We start from the raw sequence: 19,743 nt of genomic DNA, 5'->3' as shown, positions 1-19,743 counted from the left end.
AGCAAGCTCCCTCGCCACAGGTTTTGTGTACCCTGTAGCCCTGTGTTTGTAGGGATCAGGGATTTCATGGTGTCTTTCGTTCGTCTCTCGGCCCTGCTTGTTGCAGTGCTGCTCAACGGCTGCGAGCAACAGGACGCGCCGCCGCTCGATCAGCAACTCTACGTCTGGCAACGGCAATGGACGCCTGCCCACGACGCCGCCCTGCGCGACAGTCGCGCGGACTTTTCGACGTTACGGGTGTTGGCCTTGCAGGCATTCCCCCAGGTCGGATGGCGGCGTGCGCGGATCGATCCGGCGCTGCTCAAACGCGATGGTCGGCCGCTGATTGCGGTGATTCGCCTGGATGGTCAGCTCCAGTCGCTGGACCAGGATGAAGTCACGGCGCAAATCCAACAGCTGCTCAGCGACTGGCAAGGCAAGGGGCTGACGCTGGCCGGTGTGGAAATTGACCACGATGCGGGCAACGCCCGGTTACCGGCTTATCGAGCATTTCTAACGCACCTGCGCGCGGTTTTACCGGCGACGTTACCGCTGAGCATCACCGCGCTGCCCGCCTGGCTGGACAGCCCCGAACTGTCATCGCTGTTATCGACCGTCGACAGCAGCGTGTTGCAAGTGCACGCGGTGAGCGATCCTCGGCACGGGTTGTTCGATCCGGATCAGGCGCGAAAGTGGGCCAAGGGCTGGGGGCGCATCACAACGAAGCCTTTCTACCTGGCACTCCCGGCCTACGGCGTGGCTTTGCTGCCCGGCACCAGTGGCGCACCGGTGGTGGAAAGCGAAGTACCGGTGGGACGCGGCGGCGAACGCCGGGAATTGCTGGCGGATCCACTGCAACTGCGCACACTCGCCATGGATTTACGCGCCGACCCGCCTGCTCATCTGGCCGGCCTGATCTGGTTTCGCCTGCCGCTGGCGGGGGACCGTCGGGCCTGGAGCCTGACAACCCTGGGGGCGGTAGCTCGCGGTGACACGCTCGACAGCCGCTTGAGCGTGAAATTTAGTGCGCAAGACGGCCTCTATGACATCAGCGTCAGCAACCAGGGCAACCTCGACAGCCCATGGCCCGAACGCGTGACCCTGGCCGTGCAGGGCTGTGACGGCGCTGATGCGCTGGCCGGTTATGCGTTGCAACAAAGCCCCGATCTGCTTACCTTCACCCGCCTAAGCGCCGGCCGAATAGCCGCCGGTGGGCAGCGCGCAATCGGTTGGGCACGCTGCACAAAAATTGATCAAGGAGGTTCGAATGTTCACCCGTAACTGGCCCCGCAATCTGCTCTGCCTGAGCCTCAGCTTGCCGCTGGGTTCGGCGCTGGCTTGCGGGCCGGACTTCCCGATGCGTCTGCTGGACAACCGCGGCCAGTCGCTGGCGGAGCTGCCGGAAGGCAACTTCCAGTTTGAGATCAACCGTCTCGGCCATGCGATCGCGGGGCTCAAGAATGTCGCGCAGTCGACCTACAGCATGGAAGCGACTGATTACGCAGAACAGCGAGACGCTGCTGAGCAGGCCGGGCTGACGGCGCAGCAGCAGGCGCTGGTGAAACAACTGCGCAGCCTGACGGACGCGCATCAGGTCGAAGAACAAGGCGCGAGCCTGCCCGCCGAGCTCACGCTGTATCTGGCGGGCGCTGCAGCGTTCAGTGCGGGCGATCATCGTTTGGCCGCCGAATACTTCGAAAAAGTGCTGGCGCTGCCGGCCGATCAACGCGCCTTGCGCAGCACCTGGGCCGCGTATTCGCTGGGGCGGGCGCTGTTCGCCATCAGCAGCGAGGCGGGCACATCACCCGATCTGCTGGCGCAGGCGCGCAAGGCGTTCGGGCAGACGCGTCAGCTGAGTATCGATGGCTTCAGCGATCCGCTGGAACTGGGTGTCGCCAGCCTCGGCGAAGAAGCGCGCGTGGCCCGTACTGCTGGCGACTGGGACAGCGCCATCGATCTCTACGCCACGCAAAACCTCCACGGTTCGGCGGTCGGTTACACCTCGTTGAAGCTGCTGATGGCCGATCTGCTGGCGATGCCTGACGATCAATTGACCGCGTTGCTCAAGGGTAAACCGGTGCAACAACTGGTCACCGCGTCCTTGATCAGCCGCCTGGGCTGGTCATTTGGTGATCAGCCACCGAACGAATTGAAACTGATCAAACTGCTGCAAAGCAGCACCCGCGGCAGCCTCGATAACGCGGATCGACTGGCCGCGATGAATTATCAACAAGGCGACTACGCCAGCGCCAAGTCCTTCCTTGAACACGCCGGGGACGGCGGCCTGGCGTGGTGGTTGCGAGCGAAACTGGCGTTGCGCGATGGCGATAAAAACGCGGCGGCTGCAGCGTATGCCAAAGCGGCTCAGGCCTTCCCGCAGAATGAATCGTGGGGTGAGCGGCGCACGCCGGACTACGACTACGAAACGCTTCAGCCCAAGTGCCGGGTCGAAGGCGAAAGTGCGATTCTGGCGCTGCAACGCGGGGATTATCTGCAAGCGTTCGATCAGCTGTTTCGCAGCCAAAGCCTCTATTGGTTCGATGCCGCGACGGTGGCCGAACGGGTACTGACCGTCGATGAACTCAAGCATTACGTCGACACGCAGGTGCCCGCGCCACCGCCGTTGACCCAGCAGGATCGTGACAATTACGTGCCACTGCCGGTGGCGGCGCAACTGCGCAATCTGCTCGGTCGTCGATTGTTGCGCGAAGAGCGTTACGACGAAGCGCTGGCGTACTTCGACAATCCCGATCTGCAGAAAAAAGCCCGGTTGTACGCGCAACAGCGTCAGCTGGCCGATGCAGCGTGGTGGCCGACCAAACGCGCCGCCGCCCTGTTCAATGCTGCCTGGACGGCGCGCGAGTGGGGGATGGACATTCTCGGCTATGAAATGGCTCCGGACTACGCCACGTTTGGCGGCAATTACAGCCTCGAAACCACGGAGCTGAAGGTCGGGCCGTTAGTCGCTGAAGGTGAAGTCCTGCGCCAGCAAGCCAGCGCCGCTAAACCCGATGAGCGTTATCACTATCGGTTTGTGGCCACGGCCTTGGCCAATCGTGCCGCCGATAACTTGCCGCACACCAGTCAGGCCTTTGCGGCGGTGCTGTGCTCGGCGGCGGGCTGGAACAGTAGCCTTGAAGATCAAAGCGCTCTGTACCAACGCTATGTGAAAGAGGGGCCTTATGTGGATTGGGCGGTGGATTTTGGTCACCAGTGCCCTTATCCCGACTTTGAGAACGCCAGCAAGCGTTATGTCACCCAGGCTGCTGACGCGACGCGTGCGGTGCTGCGGCCCTACAAGTGGCCGCTGCAGATCGGCGGTGTCGTCGGCGTGACGGCGGTGGCGTTGCTGCTGATCAACCGTCGTCGCCGTCGGACGCAGTAAGGCTTACGCCTGTTGCACAAAAGTCAGCCGCACGGCGAAGCCGATCAACAGGCTGCCAAACAGCCACTGCTGGAGCCGCTGGGCCGAAGGACTGCGTTGCAGCCAACGGCCCAGCGCCGCGCCGACCAGCGCATAGGCGCTGTCGAAGAGGAAGCCGACACTGACCAGCGCCATGCCCAGGATTGCGAATTGGGTGAGGACTGATCCGGCGTGTGGGTCGATGAACTGTGGCAGCAGCACCGAACAAAACAGCAATGCTTTGGGGTTGAGCAGGTTGGTAAACAGACCGCGTTTGATCGACGACGCCCAGCGAAGTTTTGCGGTTGTGGCGTCAGTGCCATTCAGGTTCGGCAGCATCGTAGTCCGCAGGCATTGAATACCAATCCACAGCAAATACGCGGCCCCGGCCAGACGTACCACATCGAACGTCCAGGGCGCCGCTTTGAACAACGCCGCCAACCCCAACGCGGCCAACGCCACATGGCAGCCACGGGCAATACCCAAACCAACTGCCGTTGCCAATGCCGCCCCTTTTCCCTGACGGGCGCCGGTTTGCAGCAGCAGGATCATGTCCGGCCCGGGCAACAAATACACCACCGCCAATGCCATGAAAAACAGCCAGAGTCCTGCCATGTTGCGCCCCATTCGTTGTCGATTCGGTGGCTCAGTCTAGGGCGCAAGGGCAGGGCAGGTGGTTGCGTAGTCAGCTTCTAAAGCAGGAGAAATTGGCATAACCTGCTGCTTCACACGATCGAACCATCAGGATCTGCCAAACCATGAAACTGGACGCCTACGACCGCAAGATTCTCGCGGCCCTGCAACGGGACGGTCGACTGAGCAATGTGCAACTGGCCGATGAAATCGGTTTGTCTGCTTCGCCCTGTTTGCGTCGAGTGCGGATGCTGGAAGAAGCCGGGGTGATTCGCGGGTATCAGGCCAATCTGGATCGCGACGAAGTGGGGCTAGGGCTGACGGTGTTTGTCGGGGTCAAGGTCGAGCGTCACAACGATGCGCAAGCCGAAGCGTTCCGCGTGGCGGTGACGGCGCTGCCGGAAGTGATTTCGGCGTTTCTGGTGTCGGGGGAATCGGATTTTCTACTGCAGGTGGTGGTGCCGGATTTGCGTGGGTATGACCGATTTCTGACCGAGCGGCTGCTGAAGTTGCCGGGTGTGAGCGATATCCGCAGCAACTTTGCGATTCACACGGTGAAGACGCCGGGGGTGTTGCCGTTGGGGCATTTGCCTTAAACCGATTCGACCCTTTCGCGAGCAAGCCCGCTCCCACACTGGTTTTGTGAACGCCACAAATCAAATGTGGGAGCGGGCTTGCTCGCGAAGAGGCCAGACCTGATTACGCAAGACTCAAAGCCTTACATCTGCGTCGCCATCCCCTCCACATTCATCGCCGCCTGGCGCAACGCCTCGGACCGTGTCGGGTGCGGATGGCACGTCAGCGCAATGTCCTCGGCCGAGGCGCTGAATTCCATCGCCACGCAATACTCGCCAATCATTTCACTGACACTCGGGCCTACGAGATGCACGCCGAGAATTTCATCGGTGCGTTCATCCGCCAGCACTTTGGCGAAGCCTTCGGTTTCGTGGTTGATCTTGGCCCGGCTGTTGGCGGTGAACGGGAATTTACCGACCTTGTACGCGCGACCTTCGGCCTTGAGCTGCTCTTCAGTCTTGCCGACGCTGGCCAGCTCCGGTTTGGTGTAGACCACGCTGGGAATCAGGTTGTAATTCACTTCGCCAGCCTTGCCGACAATCTGTTCCACGCAGGCCATGGCCTCGTCTTCAGCCTTGTGGGCGAGCATCGGCCCGGACGTGACGTCGCCGATCACCCAGATGCCTGGCGCTTCGGTGCGGTGACCCTTGTTGGCGAGCATGCCGCGCTTGTCTGTTGCGAGGCCGACGTTTTCAAGACCCAGGCCTTGGGTGTACGGCCGGCGCCCGATCGAGACCAGCACGTAATCGGCTTCCAGCAACTCGGCGGTGCCGCCGGCCGCCGGTTCGATGCTGAGCTGAACACCGCTCGCCGTTGACGTGGCGCGGGTGACTTTAGAACTCAACTTGAAGGTGATGCCCTGTTTACTCAGCGAACGCTGAAGGGTTTTGCCAGCCTCGACGTCCACCCCCGGACAGATGCGATCGAGAAATTCGACTACCGTGACTTGAGCACCCAGGCGCCGCCACACGGAGCCCAGCTCCAGGCCGATGACGCCGGCACCAATGACCACCAGGTGCTTGGGCACTTCGGCCAGCGACAGCGCCCCGGTGGAATCGAGGATGCGTTGGTTATCGATGTCGACGCCCGGCAGGGGAGTGGGCTCGGAGCCGGTGGCGATGATGATGTCCTTGGCGCTCAGCTCGGTCTTGCCGCCGGCACTGTCGGTGACCGTGACTTTACCCGGCCCGTCGATGTGGCCCCAGCCCTTGATCCAGTCGACTTTGTTTTTGCGAAACAGAAACTCGATGCCCTTGGTCAGCCCGGTAACGCTTTCATCCTTTTGTTTCATCATCTGGGCGAGGTTGAGGGTGGGTTTGACCTCGATGCCCAGGTTGGCGAATTCCGCGCCCATGGCCGCGTCGTAGAGTTCGGATGCGTGCAACAGCGCCTTGGACGGCATGCAGCCGACGTTGAGGCAAGTGCCGCCGAGGGTCACGCGACCTTCGACGCAGGCCGCTTTCAAACCCAGCTGGCCGGCACGGATTGCGGCGTTATAACCACCGGGCCCACCGCCAAGAATCACGACGTCGTAGCTGCTCATGGATGTACTCCTGAAGTGAAGGGATCGGGCTGGTTAAAAATAGTAGTTGGTAAAAATTACGAACGTAATATGTGCGTATCGCGCGGTTTCGGTCAAGCCTTCAGCCTAGCGACAGGTTCCGCGTCTTTAGATAGAAGGATTTCGTACAAAAATTTCACCGCTTTCGTTATATCGTAACGAAACGCGATGTCCGCATTGAATAAGCACTGGGGTGGTATGCAAGTCGATCTCGAAGTCGATGGCGCGCAGGTAGCAGGGCTGCCGCGCTTTCAACAGGCGCTCTTTCAGGGGCGGCGATTGCGCCAGTTCGCCATTGGCCTGAGTGCTTTGGCGGCGTCCGGGCTGGTGCTGGCGTTGTTTGTCGGGTTGTTTGCGCCGCAGTCATTGTGGGGCGCGTTATTGGTGAGTCAGAGCGCCGCTTTACTGGTGCTGGTCGCCGGTCTGCAATCCGCCTGGTGGGTGACCCGCTGGCGCGCACAAGCGATGAACCCGCCGCTGCCCGTGGTCGTTGTTGAAGAACCCGCTGCGCCGCAAGGGTGGTATGAGCGACTGCTGGAGCGACTCAGTCAGGGCTCGGTGAGCATGCTTGGCCAGATCGGCGCGCCGACACTCTGGCTCGGCGGCTGGGCGCTGTTGACGCTGTTCAGCATCAGTCAGTTCTGGAACCTCGCGTTACCGCCCGCCGCGTTGGGGTTATCGGCCAGTGTCGGCGCGGCGCTGGCGTTGCTGCTGGCGTTTGGTCTGCTGGTGGTCGAGCGACAACTGGCCCAGGAAAACGTCGCCCAATGGCCGGAAGCCGGCGCATTGGCGCAACTGACGCGGGTGGCAATCATTTGCCTGGTGATCGGTGCGTTGTGCCTGTTGTTCGCCAGTGAAACCTCGGTCTGGCCGGTGCGTCTGGCGGTGCTGATTGGTTTGCTGCCGGGCTTGGTCGCCGTCGAGTTGCTGCTGCGTGCGGTGCTGTCGCTGTTCAGCCCGCAGCGCGATCAACTGGAACCGACGTTGCTGGCGCGCAGTTTTGTCGCCGACATGCTGCGCTGGCCGCCACAACCGCTGCTCGCGTTGCAGCACGAATTGCACAACCGCTTTGGCATCGACTTGCGGCAGATCTGGGCTTTCACTTACATGCGTCGAGCGTTTTTGCCGGTGCTGGCGGTGGTTGCCTTCGTCGGCTGGTCACTCACCGGCATTCACGAAATACCATTGCAAGGGCGGGGCATTTATGAACGATTCGGCAAACCGGTGGAGGTGTTGGGTCCTGGTTTGCACGCGGGTTTACCGTGGCCGTTGGGCCGTGTGCTGAATATTGAAAATGGCGTGGTTCACGAGTTGGCAACCAGTGTTGGCGAAGCATCGGCCCCGGTCGTACCCGAGCCTGCCGAAGGCCCGGCGCCGGCGATTGCCAATCGGCTATGGGACGCGAGCCACGTTAACGATAAATCCCAGGTCATTGCCAGCAGCCGCGCCGACGAACAGAGCTTCCAGATCGTCAACATGGACGTGCGTTTCGTCTATCGCATCGGCCTGACCGATCAAGCGGCGCTGGCGGCGACCTACAACAGCGCGGACCTGCCGACGCTGATTCGCAGCACCGCCAGCCGGATTCTGGTGCATGACTTCGCTTCGCGAACCCTTGACGGTTTGCTTGGCGAGGACAGGGTAGGGCTTGCTGAAGAGATTGGCCGGGCGGTGCAAGCCGACTTGCAGAAACTCAACAGCGGTGTGGAAATTCTTGCCACCGTGGTCGAAGCGATTCATCCACCGGCCGGTGCCGCCAATGCCTATCACGGCGTGCAGGCTGCGCAGATTGGCGCGCAAGCATTGATCTCGCGGGAACGCGGTGCGGCTGCGGAGGCGACCAATCAGGCGCAAATGCAGGCGAGCATTGCGCGCGATCAAGCAACGGCCAGCGCCCATGAAATCAACGCCACGGCACAGGCGGCAGACCTGAAGTTCAGTGCTGAACGGAAAGCCTACGCCAGCGCCGGCCAGGCGTTTGTGCTGGAGCAATACCTCAGCCAACTGAGCCAAGGCCTGGCCAACGCCAAGCTGCTGATTCTTGATCATCGTCTGGGTGGCAGCAGTAATGCGCCGACCATCGACCTCCGTACTTTCACGTTGCCGGCTGATCCTGCGTCGCCGCGTACGAGCGCCCAGCCAGGAGCTACCCATTGAGCCAGTCGCACACACACGATCACGATGACCTCGCCGGCCACGATCACGGTCATGCCGGACATGGGCATCACCACGGTCACCATCATCACCACCACGGTGATCCACAAGAGGCCGGATCATTTCCTTGGCGGCGCATGGGCTGGGCGGCGTTGCTCGTGGCCTTTGCCATAGCTGCCGCAAGCCTTGTCCAAGTGCGCTCGGGGGAGGCCACCGTGATCACGCGCTTCGGCAATCCATCGCGGGTTTTGTTGGAGCCGGGGCTTGGCTGGCGCTGGCCGGCACCGTTTGAAGCGGCCATTCCTGTCGACTTGCGGCTGCGCACCACCTCCAGTGGTTTGCAGGATGTCGGCACCCGCGACGGTCTGCGGATCATTGTTCAGGCTTACGTGGCGTGGCAGGTGCAGGGCGATCCGGACAATGTGCAACGCTTCATGCGCGCGGTGCAGAACCAGCCGGATGAAGCGGCACGGCAGATCCGCACGTTTGTCGGCTCTGCGCTGGAAACGACGGCCGCCAGTTTTGACTTGGCGAACCTGGTCAACACCGACGCCAATCAAGTACACATTGCCGAGTTTGAGGCGCAACTTCGTCATCAGATTGATCAGCAATTGCTCACCACTTATGGCGTGCGCGTGCTGCAAGTCGGGATCGAGCGTTTGACCCTGCCGTCGGTAACCTTGACCGCCACGGTTGATCGCATGCGCGCCGAGCGTGAAACCATTGCGACAGAACGCACCGCCATTGGCAAACGTGAAGCTGCGCAAATTCGTTCCGCTGCCGAGCGAGATGCGCGAATCGTGCAAGCCGATGCCACGGTGAAAGCCGCTGATATCGAAGCCCAATCGCGGGTTGAGGCAGCGCAGATCTACGGCCGTGCGTACGCCGGCTCTCCGCAGCTTTACAACTTGCTGCGTTCCCTCGACACCTTGGGCACCATCGTTTCGCCGGGCACCAAATTGATATTGCGCACCGATGCTGCGCCATTCCGGGTGTTGGTTGACGGACCGCCGACCCTCGAAAACAAGTTCGGGTCGCAGCCATGAATTTAGTTCCACGTGGAACACATGAGTTAAGCAGCCCCTGGATTCAGGCCGGGCGCCTGGCTTTTTTGGCCCTGTATGCCGTCACCGTTCTGGCTGCGTTAGCCTGGGCGTTCTCCAATGTGCGGCAGATTGATCCGCAGAATCGCGCGGTAGTCCTGCATTTCGGTGCGCTGGATCGCATTCAGAATGCCGGGTTGTTATTGGCTTGGCCGCGACCTTTTGAGCAGGTGGTTTTACTGCCCTCGGCAGATAGGGTCATCGAGCGTCGGGTGGAAAATCTGTTGCGCAGCGATGTCGCCTTGCAGGCTGATCGCGTCGCCACGTTCGCCACACCGCTCAGTGATGCACTCGCCGGTTCCGGTTATTTACTGACGGGCGACGCCGGCGTGGTGCAACTCGATGTGCGGGTTTTCTACAAAGTCACCGAGCCCTACGCGTTCGTACTGCAAGGTGAACATGTACTGCCGGCGCTGGATCGGCTGGTCACCCGCAGTGCCGTGGCCCTGACCGCCGCGCGGGATCTGGACACCATTCTGGTGGCGCGTCCGGAACTGATAGGCGCCGATAATCAGGCGGCCGAACGCCGTGAACGTCTGCGCGGTGATCTGGTGCAGGGCATCAATCAACGGTTGGCCGAACTGAAAGCAACAGGGCAGGGGTTGGGTATCGAAGTCGCGCGAGTCGATGTGCAATCGAGTTTGCCCGGTCCTGCGGTGAACGCCTTCAACGCAGTACTGACCGCAAGTCAGCAGGCCGACAAAGCCGTGGCGAACGCGCGTACCGAAGCCGAGAAGGCCACCCAGGCCGCCAACGAACAAGCGGATCGAACGCTGCAAGTGGCCCATGCCCAGGCCAGCGAACGTTTGGCGAAAGCGTCTGCCGATACGGCCACCGTATTGAGCCTGGCCACGGCGCAACAGCAGGGCACCGACCCGCAAATGCTACTGCGCATTTACCGCGAACGGATGCCGAAGATTCTCGGCCAGGCCGGCTCCGTGACCACGGTTGATCCGAAAGACGATTCCCGCCTGATCATTCAGGGAGCTGCACAATGACCGCGCAATCCGCCGCTGCACCGAGCATGTTGTCCTCGGCCGAACAACGCAGCGCTGCTCGCCAACTGACGCTGGCGATGCTCGCACTGGGCCTGCTCGGGCTCGGTCTGATCTGGCGCTGGCTGTCACCGGAGCAGACCGGCGTCAGTCAATTGCTGCTCGGCTTTGCTTCGCTATTGGTGGCCGTGCCGGTCATGCGCTCGGCGTGGTACAGCCTGCGCTACCCAAGTTTGCACGGGATCACCGACCAGTTGATCGCGCTCGCCATGCTCGGCGCCTGGGCCACAGGTGATCTGCTGACCGCCGCGTTGTTGCCGATCATCATGATCTTCGGCCACGTGCTGGAAGAGCGCAGCGTGATCGGTTCTCAGGAGGCGATTCATGCCCTTGGCAAACTGACCCGCAGCCATGCGCGCAAGGTGCAGGCGGATGGTTCGATTCTCGAAGTCGACAACAGCACACTCAAGGCCGGCGACCTGGTTGAGGTGCGAGCCGGTGATCGCGTGCCGGCGGACGGTCGGGTGTTGTCCGGTCAGGCGAGCCTCGATACCGCGTCGATTACCGGTGAGTCGGTGCCTGTCGAAGCAGGCGTGGGCATGACGGTATTCGGCGGGGCGATTAACCTCGATGGTCTGCTGCGCATTGAAGTGACCCGCACCGGCAACGAATCGACGTTGGGCAAAGTCATCGCGTTGATGCAAAGCGCCGAGCGCTCGAAGCCGCCGATTACTCGCTTGCTGGAACGTTATGCCGGCAGCTACATGGTGCTGGTTTTACTGCTGGCGGCGGTGACCTGGTTTGTCACCAATGACGCGCAGGCCATGCTCGCGGTGCTGGTCGCGGCGTGTCCCTGTGCGCTGGTGCTGTCGGCTCCTGCGACAGCTATTGCCGGGGTGGCGGTGGCGGCGCGGCACGGCATTCTGATTCGCAGTTCGGCGTTCCTTGAAGAGCTGGCGGACCTGACGTCGCTGGTGGTCGATAAGACGGGCACGCTGACGTTCGGCACCCTGCGCTTGCAGTCGATCGACAGTCCGCTGGAAGACCGCAGTCATGTCCTGAAACTGGCCGCCAGCCTCGGTTCTGCCAGCAGTCATCCGGTCAGTCGTGCGCTCGCCGGGTTGGTCACGCAGGAACATTTTCTATTGCTGTCGGACATCCACGAGCGACAGGGATTGGGCGTGGTAGCGATGACCGAGCAGGGCGAGGCCGCCCTCGGTCGTCCGGAGCTGTTCGCGCAATTGGGCATCGCCACGTCGGCGGTTCCTGAACATGACGGCCCGATTGCCGGGCTGGCGCTTGACGGTGAATTTCTCGCCTGGCTGTTGCTGGCTGACAGTGTCAAACCCGAGGCGCGATTTGCCTTGAGTGAGTTGCGTGAATTGGGTCTGGGTCGGCAGTTGCTGCTCACCGGGGATCGGCAGAGCGTCGCGCACACGCTGGCGCGCGACGTCGGCATCAGCGATGTCGAGGCGCAGGCGTTGCCGGAGGACAAACTCAACCGCGTGCTTAAGGAAATCGGCAGGGGCTTTCGGCCGATGGTGGTGGGGGACGGGATCAACGACTCCCTGGCGCTCAAGGCCGGTGTCGTCGGTGTCGCGATGGGCGCGGGCGGGGCGGACATCGCATTGGCCTCGGCTGACATCGTGTTGATTGGCAGTGACCTGCGTCGGCTCGGCACCTGTGTGCGTTTGAGTCGCCAATGCCGCCAGACCTTGCAGGTCAATGTGATCATCGGCTTGGGCTGGACCCTGGCGATTGTGGCCTTCGCCGCTTTTGGCTGGCTCGGTGCGGCAGGGGCGATGATTGCAGCGTTGCTGCATAACTTGAGCACATTGCTGGTGCTGGGCAACGCCGGGCGTTTACTGAGGTTTCAGGAGCCTTTGCTCAAGCTCAAAGACGACAGCTGAACCCATCGAAAACTTTTTTGCAGGCCTCTGTAACGCCGTTGGGGGCAGCGCTCTCTAGTGCTGTGTCGGGACTGAACAACGTTCCAGCCGACAACCCTGACGATCACCGAGGATACAAAAATGAACTTCAAATCCGCTACCGCTGGCGCCGCTCTCGCATTCGCCGCTGCAACAATGTTTGCCGGTGTTGCCACCCAGGCTCAGGCGGCCGACGCGCCTCAGGTTCACTGCTACGGCGTGACCTCGTGCAAAGGCATGAACGATTGCAAAACCGCAGAACACGCCTGTAAAGGTCAGGGCGTTTGCAAAGGTCACGGCTTCAAGGCGATGACTCAGACCGAGTGCATGAAAGCCGGTGGCAAGGTCGGCGAATAACCGACCGCTGCTTGGCGCCGCAGTGGCTTACCCTTGGCCACTGCGGCCTTTTTGCGAGGAGTCCGCAAATGTCTGCATCCCTTCCTTGTCTGGGCTATGGCCTGGGTTTACGCAGTGCTTACTACCAACAGATTCTTGATCAGTCGCCGTCCGTGGACTGGTTCGAAGTCGTCTCCGAAAATTTCATGGTGCCGGGCGGCAAAGCCCTCTACTACCTTGACGCCATCGCCGAGCGTTTTCCGCTGGTGATGCATGGCGTGTCGCTGTCCATCGGCGGGCCGCATGCCCTCGATCCGGACTATCTGCAACAGCTGAAGCGGCTGGCTGATCGCGTCAAACCGGCGTGGATTTCCGATCACTTGTGCTGGAGCCGTGGCAACGCCCACCAGCTTCATGATTTGTTGCCGTTACCGTACACCGAAGAAAGTCTTCATTACGTGGCTGGCCGGGTGCGCCAGGTGCAAGACGTATTGCAGCGTCCATTGGTATTGGAGAATGTCTCCAGCTATGTGCGCAGTGCTGGCGATGATTTCAGCGAGTGGGAGTTTCTCGAAGCCCTGAGTCGGCTGAGCGATTGCGAGCTGTTGCTGGACGTCAACAATGTCTATGTCAGCTCACGCAATCATGGCTTCGATCCGTGGACCTTCATTCAAGGTTTGCCGGCACACAAGATTCGCCAACTTCACCTGGCGGGCCATAGCGATTACGGCGATTACGTCATCGACACCCATGACCATCCCGTCAGCGATCCGGTCTGGGCGCTTTACCAAAAAACCCTCGATTACCTCGGCCCGGTCGCCACGCTGCTGGAGCGCGATGACCATTTTCCGCCGTTTGAAGAACTGCTCACTGAGCTGCAAAAAGCCCGGGAGTTGGGCGAGAGTGTGCTGGCCCGGAGACAGAAATGCGCCTGAACGAATGGCAACAGTCCTTTGAACGTTATCTGTCGGGAGCGTCTTCGGCGGCGAATGTGGCGCTTGGCGCCAGCCTCATCGGCGGACCGACGCTGAACGTCCGCACCGGGCTGGCGATTTATCACAATGCTTATCAAGCCCGTCTGCAGGAAGTGCTGCGCGGCGACTATTCCGCCGTCCTTAACTGGCTGGGTGACGAGGAGTTCGAACGGCTTGCCGCCGCGTACATCCGCCAGAATCCCTCGGTTCACTACAGCCTTCGCTGGTTCGGCAAAGGCTTCGAAGCGTTTATTCGCCAGCACCTGGTGCCTGAGCAAAGTGCACCACTGGCCGAACTCGCCGCCCTGGAGTGGGCTTTCACACTGGCATTCGATGCGCCACCGGGAACGCCGTTGAGTGTGCAGGACATGGCGGAACTGGCACCGCACGACTGGCCGACTCTGAAGGTCAGCCCCAGCCCTTCGCTGCAATGGCTTGAGTGTGCTTTCAACAGTGTGGCGCTTTGGCGATCGGCCAAGGAAGAAACACCGTTCCCTGGCAGTACGGGACTCAACACTCCCTGCGTTGTGGTGATCTGTCGGAACGAGCTCGTTTGCCAATATCGAAGCCTGGAGCCTGAAGAAGCCAATGCAATAAAAGGCCTGTTTGAACGGGACTGGAACTTTGCTGAACTGTGCTCTGAATTGACAGTCATCTATGGAGAGGGCGCACCACTTCAAGCTGTGACCTGGCTCAAGCAGTGGATTCACGACGGTTGGTTGCAGCGTGGAAAATCATAGGAAATGGCTATTAATTCGATAGCCAGCTAATTTTTCAGAATCGTCTACCCTCACATCAGACGTCTGAAACCAGGGGAACACTCCATGCTCGCGCATCTCCCACCGGCCTTACAGAATCTGCAGTTACCGTTACGCCTGCGACTCTGGGACGGCCATGAGTTCAATCTGGGGCCGACGCCCAGCGTCACGATTGTGGTCAAGGATCCACAAATGGTTACCCAGTTCACCCATCCAAGCCTGGACGCGCTTGGAGCGGCGTTTGTCGAGGGCAAGCTTGAGCTGGAAGGCTCCATCAGCGACGTTATCCGCGTCTGCGATGAGTGGAGCCAGGCGATGTTGAACGAAAACGACGACGATCAGCCGGTTCGTACCGCCCACGACAAGGAAACCGACGCCAAAGCCATCTCCTACCACTACGACCTGTCCAATGAGTTTTACCAGCTGTGGCTCGACAGTGACATGGCGTATTCCTGCGCGTACTTCGAGACCGGCAGTGAAACTCTGGAGCAGGCGCAACAGGCCAAATTCCGTCACTTGTGCCGCAAGTTGCGGTTGCAACCGGGTGAATACCTGCTGGACGTCGGTTGCGGTTGGGGCGGACTGGCGCGCTACGCGGCACGAGAGTTCGGCGCGAAAGTGTTCGGTATTACGCTCAGCAAGGAGCAACTCGCCCTGGCCCGTGAACGCGTGAAAGAGGAAGGCCTGGAGGATTTGGTCGAGCTTCAGTTGCTCGACTACCGCGACCTGCCTCAAGACGGGCGCTTCGACAAAGTGGTCAGTGTCGGCATGTTCGAACACGTCGGCCATGCCAACCTCGCTGCGTACTGCAAAACCCTGTTCGGCGCGGTAAAAGAGGGCGGGCTGGTGATGAACCACGGGATCACCGCCAAGCACATCGATGGCCGTCCGGTGGGACGTGGTGCCGGCGACTTCATTGAGAAATACGTATTCCCTAACGGCGAGCTGCCGCACCTGTCGATGATCTCGGCCGAAATCAGTGAAGTAGGTCTGGAGATTGTCGACGTCGAAAGCCTGCGCCTGCATTACGCGCGCACCCTGGACCACTGGAGCGAGCGTCTGGAAGACAATCTGGTGGCGGCGTCCAGGCAAGTGCCAGAGCAAGCCTTGCGGATTTGGCGGCTGTACCTGGCGGGATGCGCTTATGCGTTTGCCCGAGGGTGGATCAACCTGCACCAGATCCTCGCGGTCAAGGCTCATCCCGATGGCAGCCATGAATTGCCATGGACCCGCGACGACATCTACAACCCTTAGAGAATCGGTGAAATCAGCCGGGCGACCCGCATGCCCACTTGTTGCAGGCGGTGGGTCTCCCGGCTTTCTTCTTTGGCGATTTCATGAGCCTGATCGAAGTCATCGTTCAGCATCTGTTCCACCTCGGCGGCAAACGCGCTGTCGACCGTCAACAACATCACTTCGAAGTTGAGCCGGAATGAGCGGTTGTCCATGTTGGCACTGCCGATAGCGCTGATTTCACTGTCGATCAACACCACCTTCTGATGCAGGAAACCGGGCTCGTAGCGGAACACCCGCACGCCGGCACGTACGGCTTCGAAGGCGTACAGGCTGGAAGCGGCGTAGACGATACGGTGGTCCGGGCGCGAGGGCAGCAGCAGCCGCACATCGACACCTCGCAGCACTGCCAGCCTGAGAGCGGCGAACACCGCTTCGTCGGGGATGAAGTAGGGGCTGGTGATCCATACCCGTTCGGTGGCGGCATGGATGGCTTCGACGAAGAACAACGAACAGGTTTCGTAGGAATCCGCCGGGCCGCTCGCCAGCAATTGGCACAGTACGCCGTCGTCTGGATAGACGTCCGGGAGGATCAGCGGCGGCAATGAGCGTGCAGCCCAGAACCAGTCTTCGGCAAAAGACTCCTGCATGCAGGCGACCACCGGGCCGCGCGCTCGAACATGGGTATCGCGCCAAGGCGCCAGCGGTGGTTTCTCGCCCATGTACTCGTCGCCAACGTTATGCCCGCCAACGAATCCCAGCACGCCATCGACCACCACGATCTTGCGGTGGTTGCGGAAATTCACCTGGAAGCGGTTAAGCCAGCCACTGCGAGTGGCGAACGCTTTGACTTCGACGCCGGCATCGCGCAACGACTGCACATAACTATGGGGCAGGGTATGGCTGCCGATGCGGTCATATAGCAGGTAAATAGCGACGCCCTCGGCCGCTTTTTTCAGCAGCAGATTTTGCAGGCGCTGGCCGAGACGATCATCGTGGATGATGAAAAACTGAATCAGCACGGCCTCTTTCGCCTGGCTGATGGCGTCGAAAATCGAATCAAACGTGGCTTGGCCGTTGATCAACAAGTGCACTTCGTTGTTCGCCAGGCATGGCATTCGGCCCAGCTTCGGCATCGCCCGTAACGACGCGTAGGCATTGGAGGCGCGAGCGGTCAGTGCCTCCTCGACCCAGGGGCGCCAGTTGAGCTCGGAGATGGCCTTGCGCATCTCTTCGTTGGCTTGGCGCCGCGCCTTGATGTAGCCATCGAAGGTACTGCGGCCGAAGACCAGATACGGGATGAGCGTGAGGTAAGGCATGAACACCAGCGAAAGCGCCCAGGCGATCGATCCCTGGGCGGTGCGGACGGTGAGCACCGCGTGGATGGCAGCGATCAGGCCCAGTGTGTGAAGCAGTGCAATGGTGTAGCCGAAAATGTGCGGTCCAAAGTAATCCATGGGGGCAGCCTTGCTCCTGAAGATTCAGTGCTTAACAGACCATGTTCCGTGCAAAATGTCGCTATTTAATTGGCCCATGAACTGAAGCCGATGCTCGGCGTCTAACGGCCACAACTGATCAGGAGTTACTCGATGAACGTTCGTCTGCTGGGTTTGGCCATGGCAATTGGTGTGTCACTTCCTGTGGCGGCTCAGGCACAGATGCTGCAACCCGGGTTGTGGGAATTGACCACCAGCAACATGCAGGTCGATAACCAGAATCTGCCGGACTTGCAGCTGATCCTTGGACAGTTGCAGAGCCAGATGACCCCGCAACAGCGCGCGCAATTGGAGAAGCAGGGGATCACTATGGGCGGCAAAGGGATTCGGGCGTGCCTGACGCCCGAACAGGTGAAGACCGACAACATTCCTCTGACCGACCCGCAATCGGGCTGCAAACAGGAAATCACCGACCGTACTGGCAACCAGTGGAAATTCCGTTTCAGCTGTCCGAAGGCGCAAGGGGCGGGTGTTGCTACGTTCCTCAGCGACCGTGAGTTCACCACCAAGGTCAACGGCACCTTCAACGCCACCGGCATCCAGCAAAAGGGCAGCCTGGAAAGTCGCGCCGTCTGGCTGGGACAGGATTGCGGGACGGTCAAGCCTCGCGCTTAAAGACCTTCAGCGATAGACCCGCTCCCGCTCCCTATACATTCGTGTGGGAGCGGGTCTGATTCAGCCACTGACACGCCGCCTCAACCCCCATCCTGCCAAAATCCTCACCGGCACCGCTGCGCAAACTGACGAACTCCCCTTCCTGTTCCTTCTCGCCCACGACCATCAGGTACGGCACTTTTTGACCGTGTTCGCGAATCTTGTGGCGGACCTTTTCATGCCGCAGATCCACATGGACGTGAACACCGCTTCGACGCAATGCCTCGGTCACCGACTGGACATAACTCGCCTGGCGCTCCGCCATGCTGACAATCATGACCAGGGGCGGTGCTCGCCAGCTGTCCAGTTCCTGTTGGCAAGACCAGCACGTGCCGTAGATCCGCTGCTCAAACGTACCGTTGATGTGGTCGAGGGAGAACGCCTGCAACACCTTCGTGGCTGGAACCTGTGGACCTGTCGTCAAGTGTTCGAAGTCTCCCAGGCGATACAGCGACAACTGCTCTGCTGACTTGATTGTCTGTCGACGGATCGAGTGGTTGGTCGCGGCCAGCAGCTGCATGCGGGCTTCGATGAGGGGCAGGTCGGACCGGGTGAACGGATGCTTGACGCTAAATCCATAAAAGAATCCGTCACCCAGCGACGATCCAGACTGCAACCGAACATGGGGATGCAGTTGCTTGATCGCCATTGCCAATATCAACGCGCAGGAGCGTCGAAGAATCTCCAGGCCGTCGGGCTCTTGAGGCGTGACGATGCTCACGCGCGCATCACCCCTGATCACGTATTCGCAGTCCACCAACACTCCGTCCACCCGACCGGCCACCGCAGCTTTGGCCAGCCCGATGCTGATACTCGCGGCGAGTTCATACACGGACAACGGCTGGTTGTATTCACGCAATGAACCATCGGGGAGGCGGATCTGAATCATTGTGATGCTCTCGAGTGCTTCTGTTCGCGCGCCAGGTTTTGGCCATGAGGGTGGTTATCGGCAGGACTTCGTTTGCCATTAATCCCAGCAAGACGGCCATCCGCACACGGCTCATGGTCAGAACTTTTTTTGCAGCGCTTTACAGGCGGACTCCGCGACCTGCGGTAAATCCCCTGAAGGGTTCTTGCGGATCAGGGCTTGCTCAACGCTTGGTAGAGGGTGTTGAGGTTGTATTTGAACAGCCCGGCAAAAGTGCTGGCCGGCCCGGTGGCGGAGAGTGCGTCTGAGTACAGCGTGCCACCGATTTGCGCGCCGCTTTCGTCGGCTATCTGTTTCAGCAAGCGGGCGTCCTTGATGTTTTCCATGAACACCGCTTTGACCTTCGCCTGGCGAATCTGCGTGATCAGCGCAGCGACTTCGGCAGCCGACGGTTCACGTTCGGTGGACAACCCTTGAGGGGCCATGAAGTCGATCCCGTAGGCCTGGCCGAGATAGCCGAAGGCGTCATGGGAGGTGACGATTTTGCGATTGCCCGGTGGCAGCGAGCCGAGCTTGGCCTTGGCTTCGGCAAGCAGGGCGTAGATTTGTTTCAGGTAGGCCTGACTGTTGCGTTGGTAGTCGGCCGTGTTCGCCGGGTCGGCGGCGATCAACGCCTTGGTGATGTTGGCGATGTACAGCTCGGTGTTCGCCAGGTTGTGCCAGGCGTGAGGGTCAGGAATGGTCTCACCGTCTTCATCCAGCGAGCGCGGGATGACGCCGTGACTGGCGCTGATCACCGGCGCTTTGGTTTCGGTGCTGCTCACCAGACGATCCAGCCATGGCTCAAAACCCAATCCATTCTTGATGATCAGTTGGGCGCTGAGCAGCGCCTTGGCGTCGTCCGGTGTCGGCTCGTAGGTGTGGGCATCGGCGTCCGGGCCGACCATGTTGGTGATCTGGATATGCTCGCCGCCGACCTGATGGGTCATGTCGGCGAGGATGCTGAAGCTCGTCACCACCCGAAGTTTTTCCGCCGCAGACAGCGACATCGACAGCATCAAACTGAACAGCACGAGTAAAGCGCGCATCGGG

General features: G+C 60.6%; 17 protein-coding genes. 12 read left to right on the top strand and 5 right to left on the bottom strand.

Going from position 1 to position 19,743, the window contains the following annotated elements:
- The first annotated feature begins 66 nt into the window (after nt 1-66).
- Nucleotides 67-1,260: a DUF3142 domain-containing protein gene (locus EAH78_RS02565; RefSeq protein WP_140665119.1), complete on the top strand. Its 1,194-nt coding sequence runs from the start codon at nt 67-69 to the stop codon at nt 1,258-1,260.
- Complete coding sequence (locus EAH78_RS02560) at nt 1,247-3,364, top strand: hypothetical protein (RefSeq protein ID WP_140665116.1); 2,118 nt, start codon at nt 1,247-1,249, stop codon at nt 3,362-3,364. Before EAH78_RS02565 ends, EAH78_RS02560 begins: the two co-directional genes overlap by 14 nt.
- A 3-nt stretch (nt 3,365-3,367) precedes the next feature.
- Here the strand turns inward: EAH78_RS02560 and EAH78_RS02555 are convergent, their stop codons facing one another.
- Nucleotides 3,368-3,997, bottom strand: a complete 630-nt coding sequence (locus EAH78_RS02555) for a LysE family translocator (protein WP_140665113.1) — start codon at nt 3,995-3,997, stop codon at nt 3,368-3,370.
- A gap of 143 nt (nt 3,998-4,140) precedes the next feature.
- On the opposite strand from EAH78_RS02555, the gene EAH78_RS02550 reads away from it, so the two are divergent.
- Nucleotides 4,141-4,611 (top strand): Lrp/AsnC family transcriptional regulator, encoded by a 471-nt coding sequence (locus tag EAH78_RS02550; protein ID WP_140665110.1) that lies wholly within the window; start codon nt 4,141-4,143, stop codon nt 4,609-4,611.
- Nucleotides 4,612-4,733: 122 nt separating this feature from the next.
- On the opposite strand, the gene lpdA is transcribed toward EAH78_RS02550, so the two are convergent.
- Nucleotides 4,734-6,134, bottom strand: coding sequence for a dihydrolipoyl dehydrogenase (gene lpdA, locus EAH78_RS02545; RefSeq protein WP_140665106.1), 1,401 nt, complete (start codon nt 6,132-6,134; stop codon nt 4,734-4,736).
- Between the two features lie 216 nt (nt 6,135-6,350).
- Between lpdA and hflK (EAH78_RS02540) the strand changes: the two genes are divergently transcribed.
- The 8 genes from hflK (EAH78_RS02540) to cfaB all read left to right on the top strand — a co-directional run bounded on the left by hflK (EAH78_RS02540) (nt 6,351) and on the right by cfaB (nt 15,654).
- On the top strand, nt 6,351-8,309 hold the full coding sequence (gene hflK / locus EAH78_RS02540) for a protease modulator HflK (protein ID WP_140665648.1): 1,959 nt from the start codon (nt 6,351-6,353) through the stop codon (nt 8,307-8,309).
- Nucleotides 8,306-9,352, top strand: coding sequence for a protease modulator HflC (gene hflC, locus EAH78_RS02535; RefSeq protein WP_140665103.1), 1,047 nt, complete (start codon nt 8,306-8,308; stop codon nt 9,350-9,352). The genes hflK (EAH78_RS02540) and hflC overlap by 4 nt, the downstream gene beginning before the upstream one ends.
- Nucleotides 9,349-10,407, top strand: coding sequence for a protease modulator HflK (gene hflK, locus EAH78_RS02530; RefSeq protein ID WP_140665100.1), 1,059 nt, complete (start codon nt 9,349-9,351; stop codon nt 10,405-10,407). The genes hflC and hflK (EAH78_RS02530) overlap by 4 nt, the downstream gene beginning before the upstream one ends.
- Entirely contained in the window at nt 10,404-12,314 is a 1,911-nt protein-coding gene (locus EAH78_RS02525; RefSeq protein ID WP_140665097.1) for a cation-translocating P-type ATPase, read from the top strand. Before hflK (EAH78_RS02530) ends, EAH78_RS02525 begins: the two co-directional genes overlap by 4 nt.
- A gap of 120 nt (nt 12,315-12,434) precedes the next feature.
- Nucleotides 12,435-12,689: a BufA2 family periplasmic bufferin-type metallophore gene (gene bufA2, locus EAH78_RS02520; RefSeq protein ID WP_140665094.1), complete on the top strand. Its 255-nt coding sequence runs from the start codon at nt 12,435-12,437 to the stop codon at nt 12,687-12,689.
- Between the two features lie 68 nt (nt 12,690-12,757).
- Nucleotides 12,758-13,603, top strand: coding sequence for an MNIO family bufferin maturase (gene bufB, locus EAH78_RS02515; RefSeq protein WP_140665091.1), 846 nt, complete (start codon nt 12,758-12,760; stop codon nt 13,601-13,603).
- Nucleotides 13,594-14,382, top strand: a complete 789-nt coding sequence (locus tag EAH78_RS02510) for a DNA-binding domain-containing protein (protein WP_140665088.1) — start codon at nt 13,594-13,596, stop codon at nt 14,380-14,382. The genes bufB and EAH78_RS02510 overlap by 10 nt, the downstream gene beginning before the upstream one ends.
- An 84-nt stretch (nt 14,383-14,466) precedes the next feature.
- Nucleotides 14,467-15,654: a C17 cyclopropane fatty acid synthase CfaB gene (gene cfaB, locus EAH78_RS02505; RefSeq protein WP_140665085.1), complete on the top strand. Its 1,188-nt coding sequence runs from the start codon at nt 14,467-14,469 to the stop codon at nt 15,652-15,654.
- Here the strand turns inward: cfaB and cls are convergent.
- Nucleotides 15,651-17,090, bottom strand: a complete 1,440-nt coding sequence (gene cls / locus EAH78_RS02500) for a cardiolipin synthase (RefSeq protein ID WP_140665082.1) — start codon at nt 17,088-17,090, stop codon at nt 15,651-15,653. The genes cfaB and cls overlap by 4 nt on opposite strands.
- Before the next feature lie 132 nt (nt 17,091-17,222).
- Here cls and EAH78_RS02495 point away from each other — a divergent pair, with 132 nt between their 5' ends.
- Entirely contained in the window at nt 17,223-17,744 is a 522-nt protein-coding gene (locus EAH78_RS02495) for a DUF3617 domain-containing protein (protein ID WP_140665078.1), read from the top strand.
- 31 nt (nt 17,745-17,775) lie between these two features.
- Here the strand turns inward: EAH78_RS02495 and EAH78_RS02490 are convergent, their stop codons facing one another.
- Both EAH78_RS02490 and EAH78_RS02485 read right to left on the bottom strand, forming a co-directional pair.
- Nucleotides 17,776-18,672 (bottom strand): His/Gly/Thr/Pro-type tRNA ligase C-terminal domain-containing protein, encoded by an 897-nt coding sequence (locus tag EAH78_RS02490; RefSeq protein ID WP_140665073.1) that lies wholly within the window; start codon nt 18,670-18,672, stop codon nt 17,776-17,778.
- A gap of 191 nt (nt 18,673-18,863) precedes the next feature.
- Nucleotides 18,864-19,739, bottom strand: coding sequence for a metal ABC transporter substrate-binding protein (locus EAH78_RS02485; protein ID WP_140665070.1), 876 nt, complete (start codon nt 19,737-19,739; stop codon nt 18,864-18,866).
- Nucleotides 19,740-19,743: the final 4 nt, after the last annotated feature.

Source organism: Pseudomonas arsenicoxydans (assembly GCF_006438915.1).
Lineage (GTDB): Bacteria > Pseudomonadota > Gammaproteobacteria > Pseudomonadales > Pseudomonadaceae > Aquipseudomonas > Aquipseudomonas arsenicoxydans_A.
This window is presented reverse-complemented; position numbering and strand designations above follow the sequence as displayed.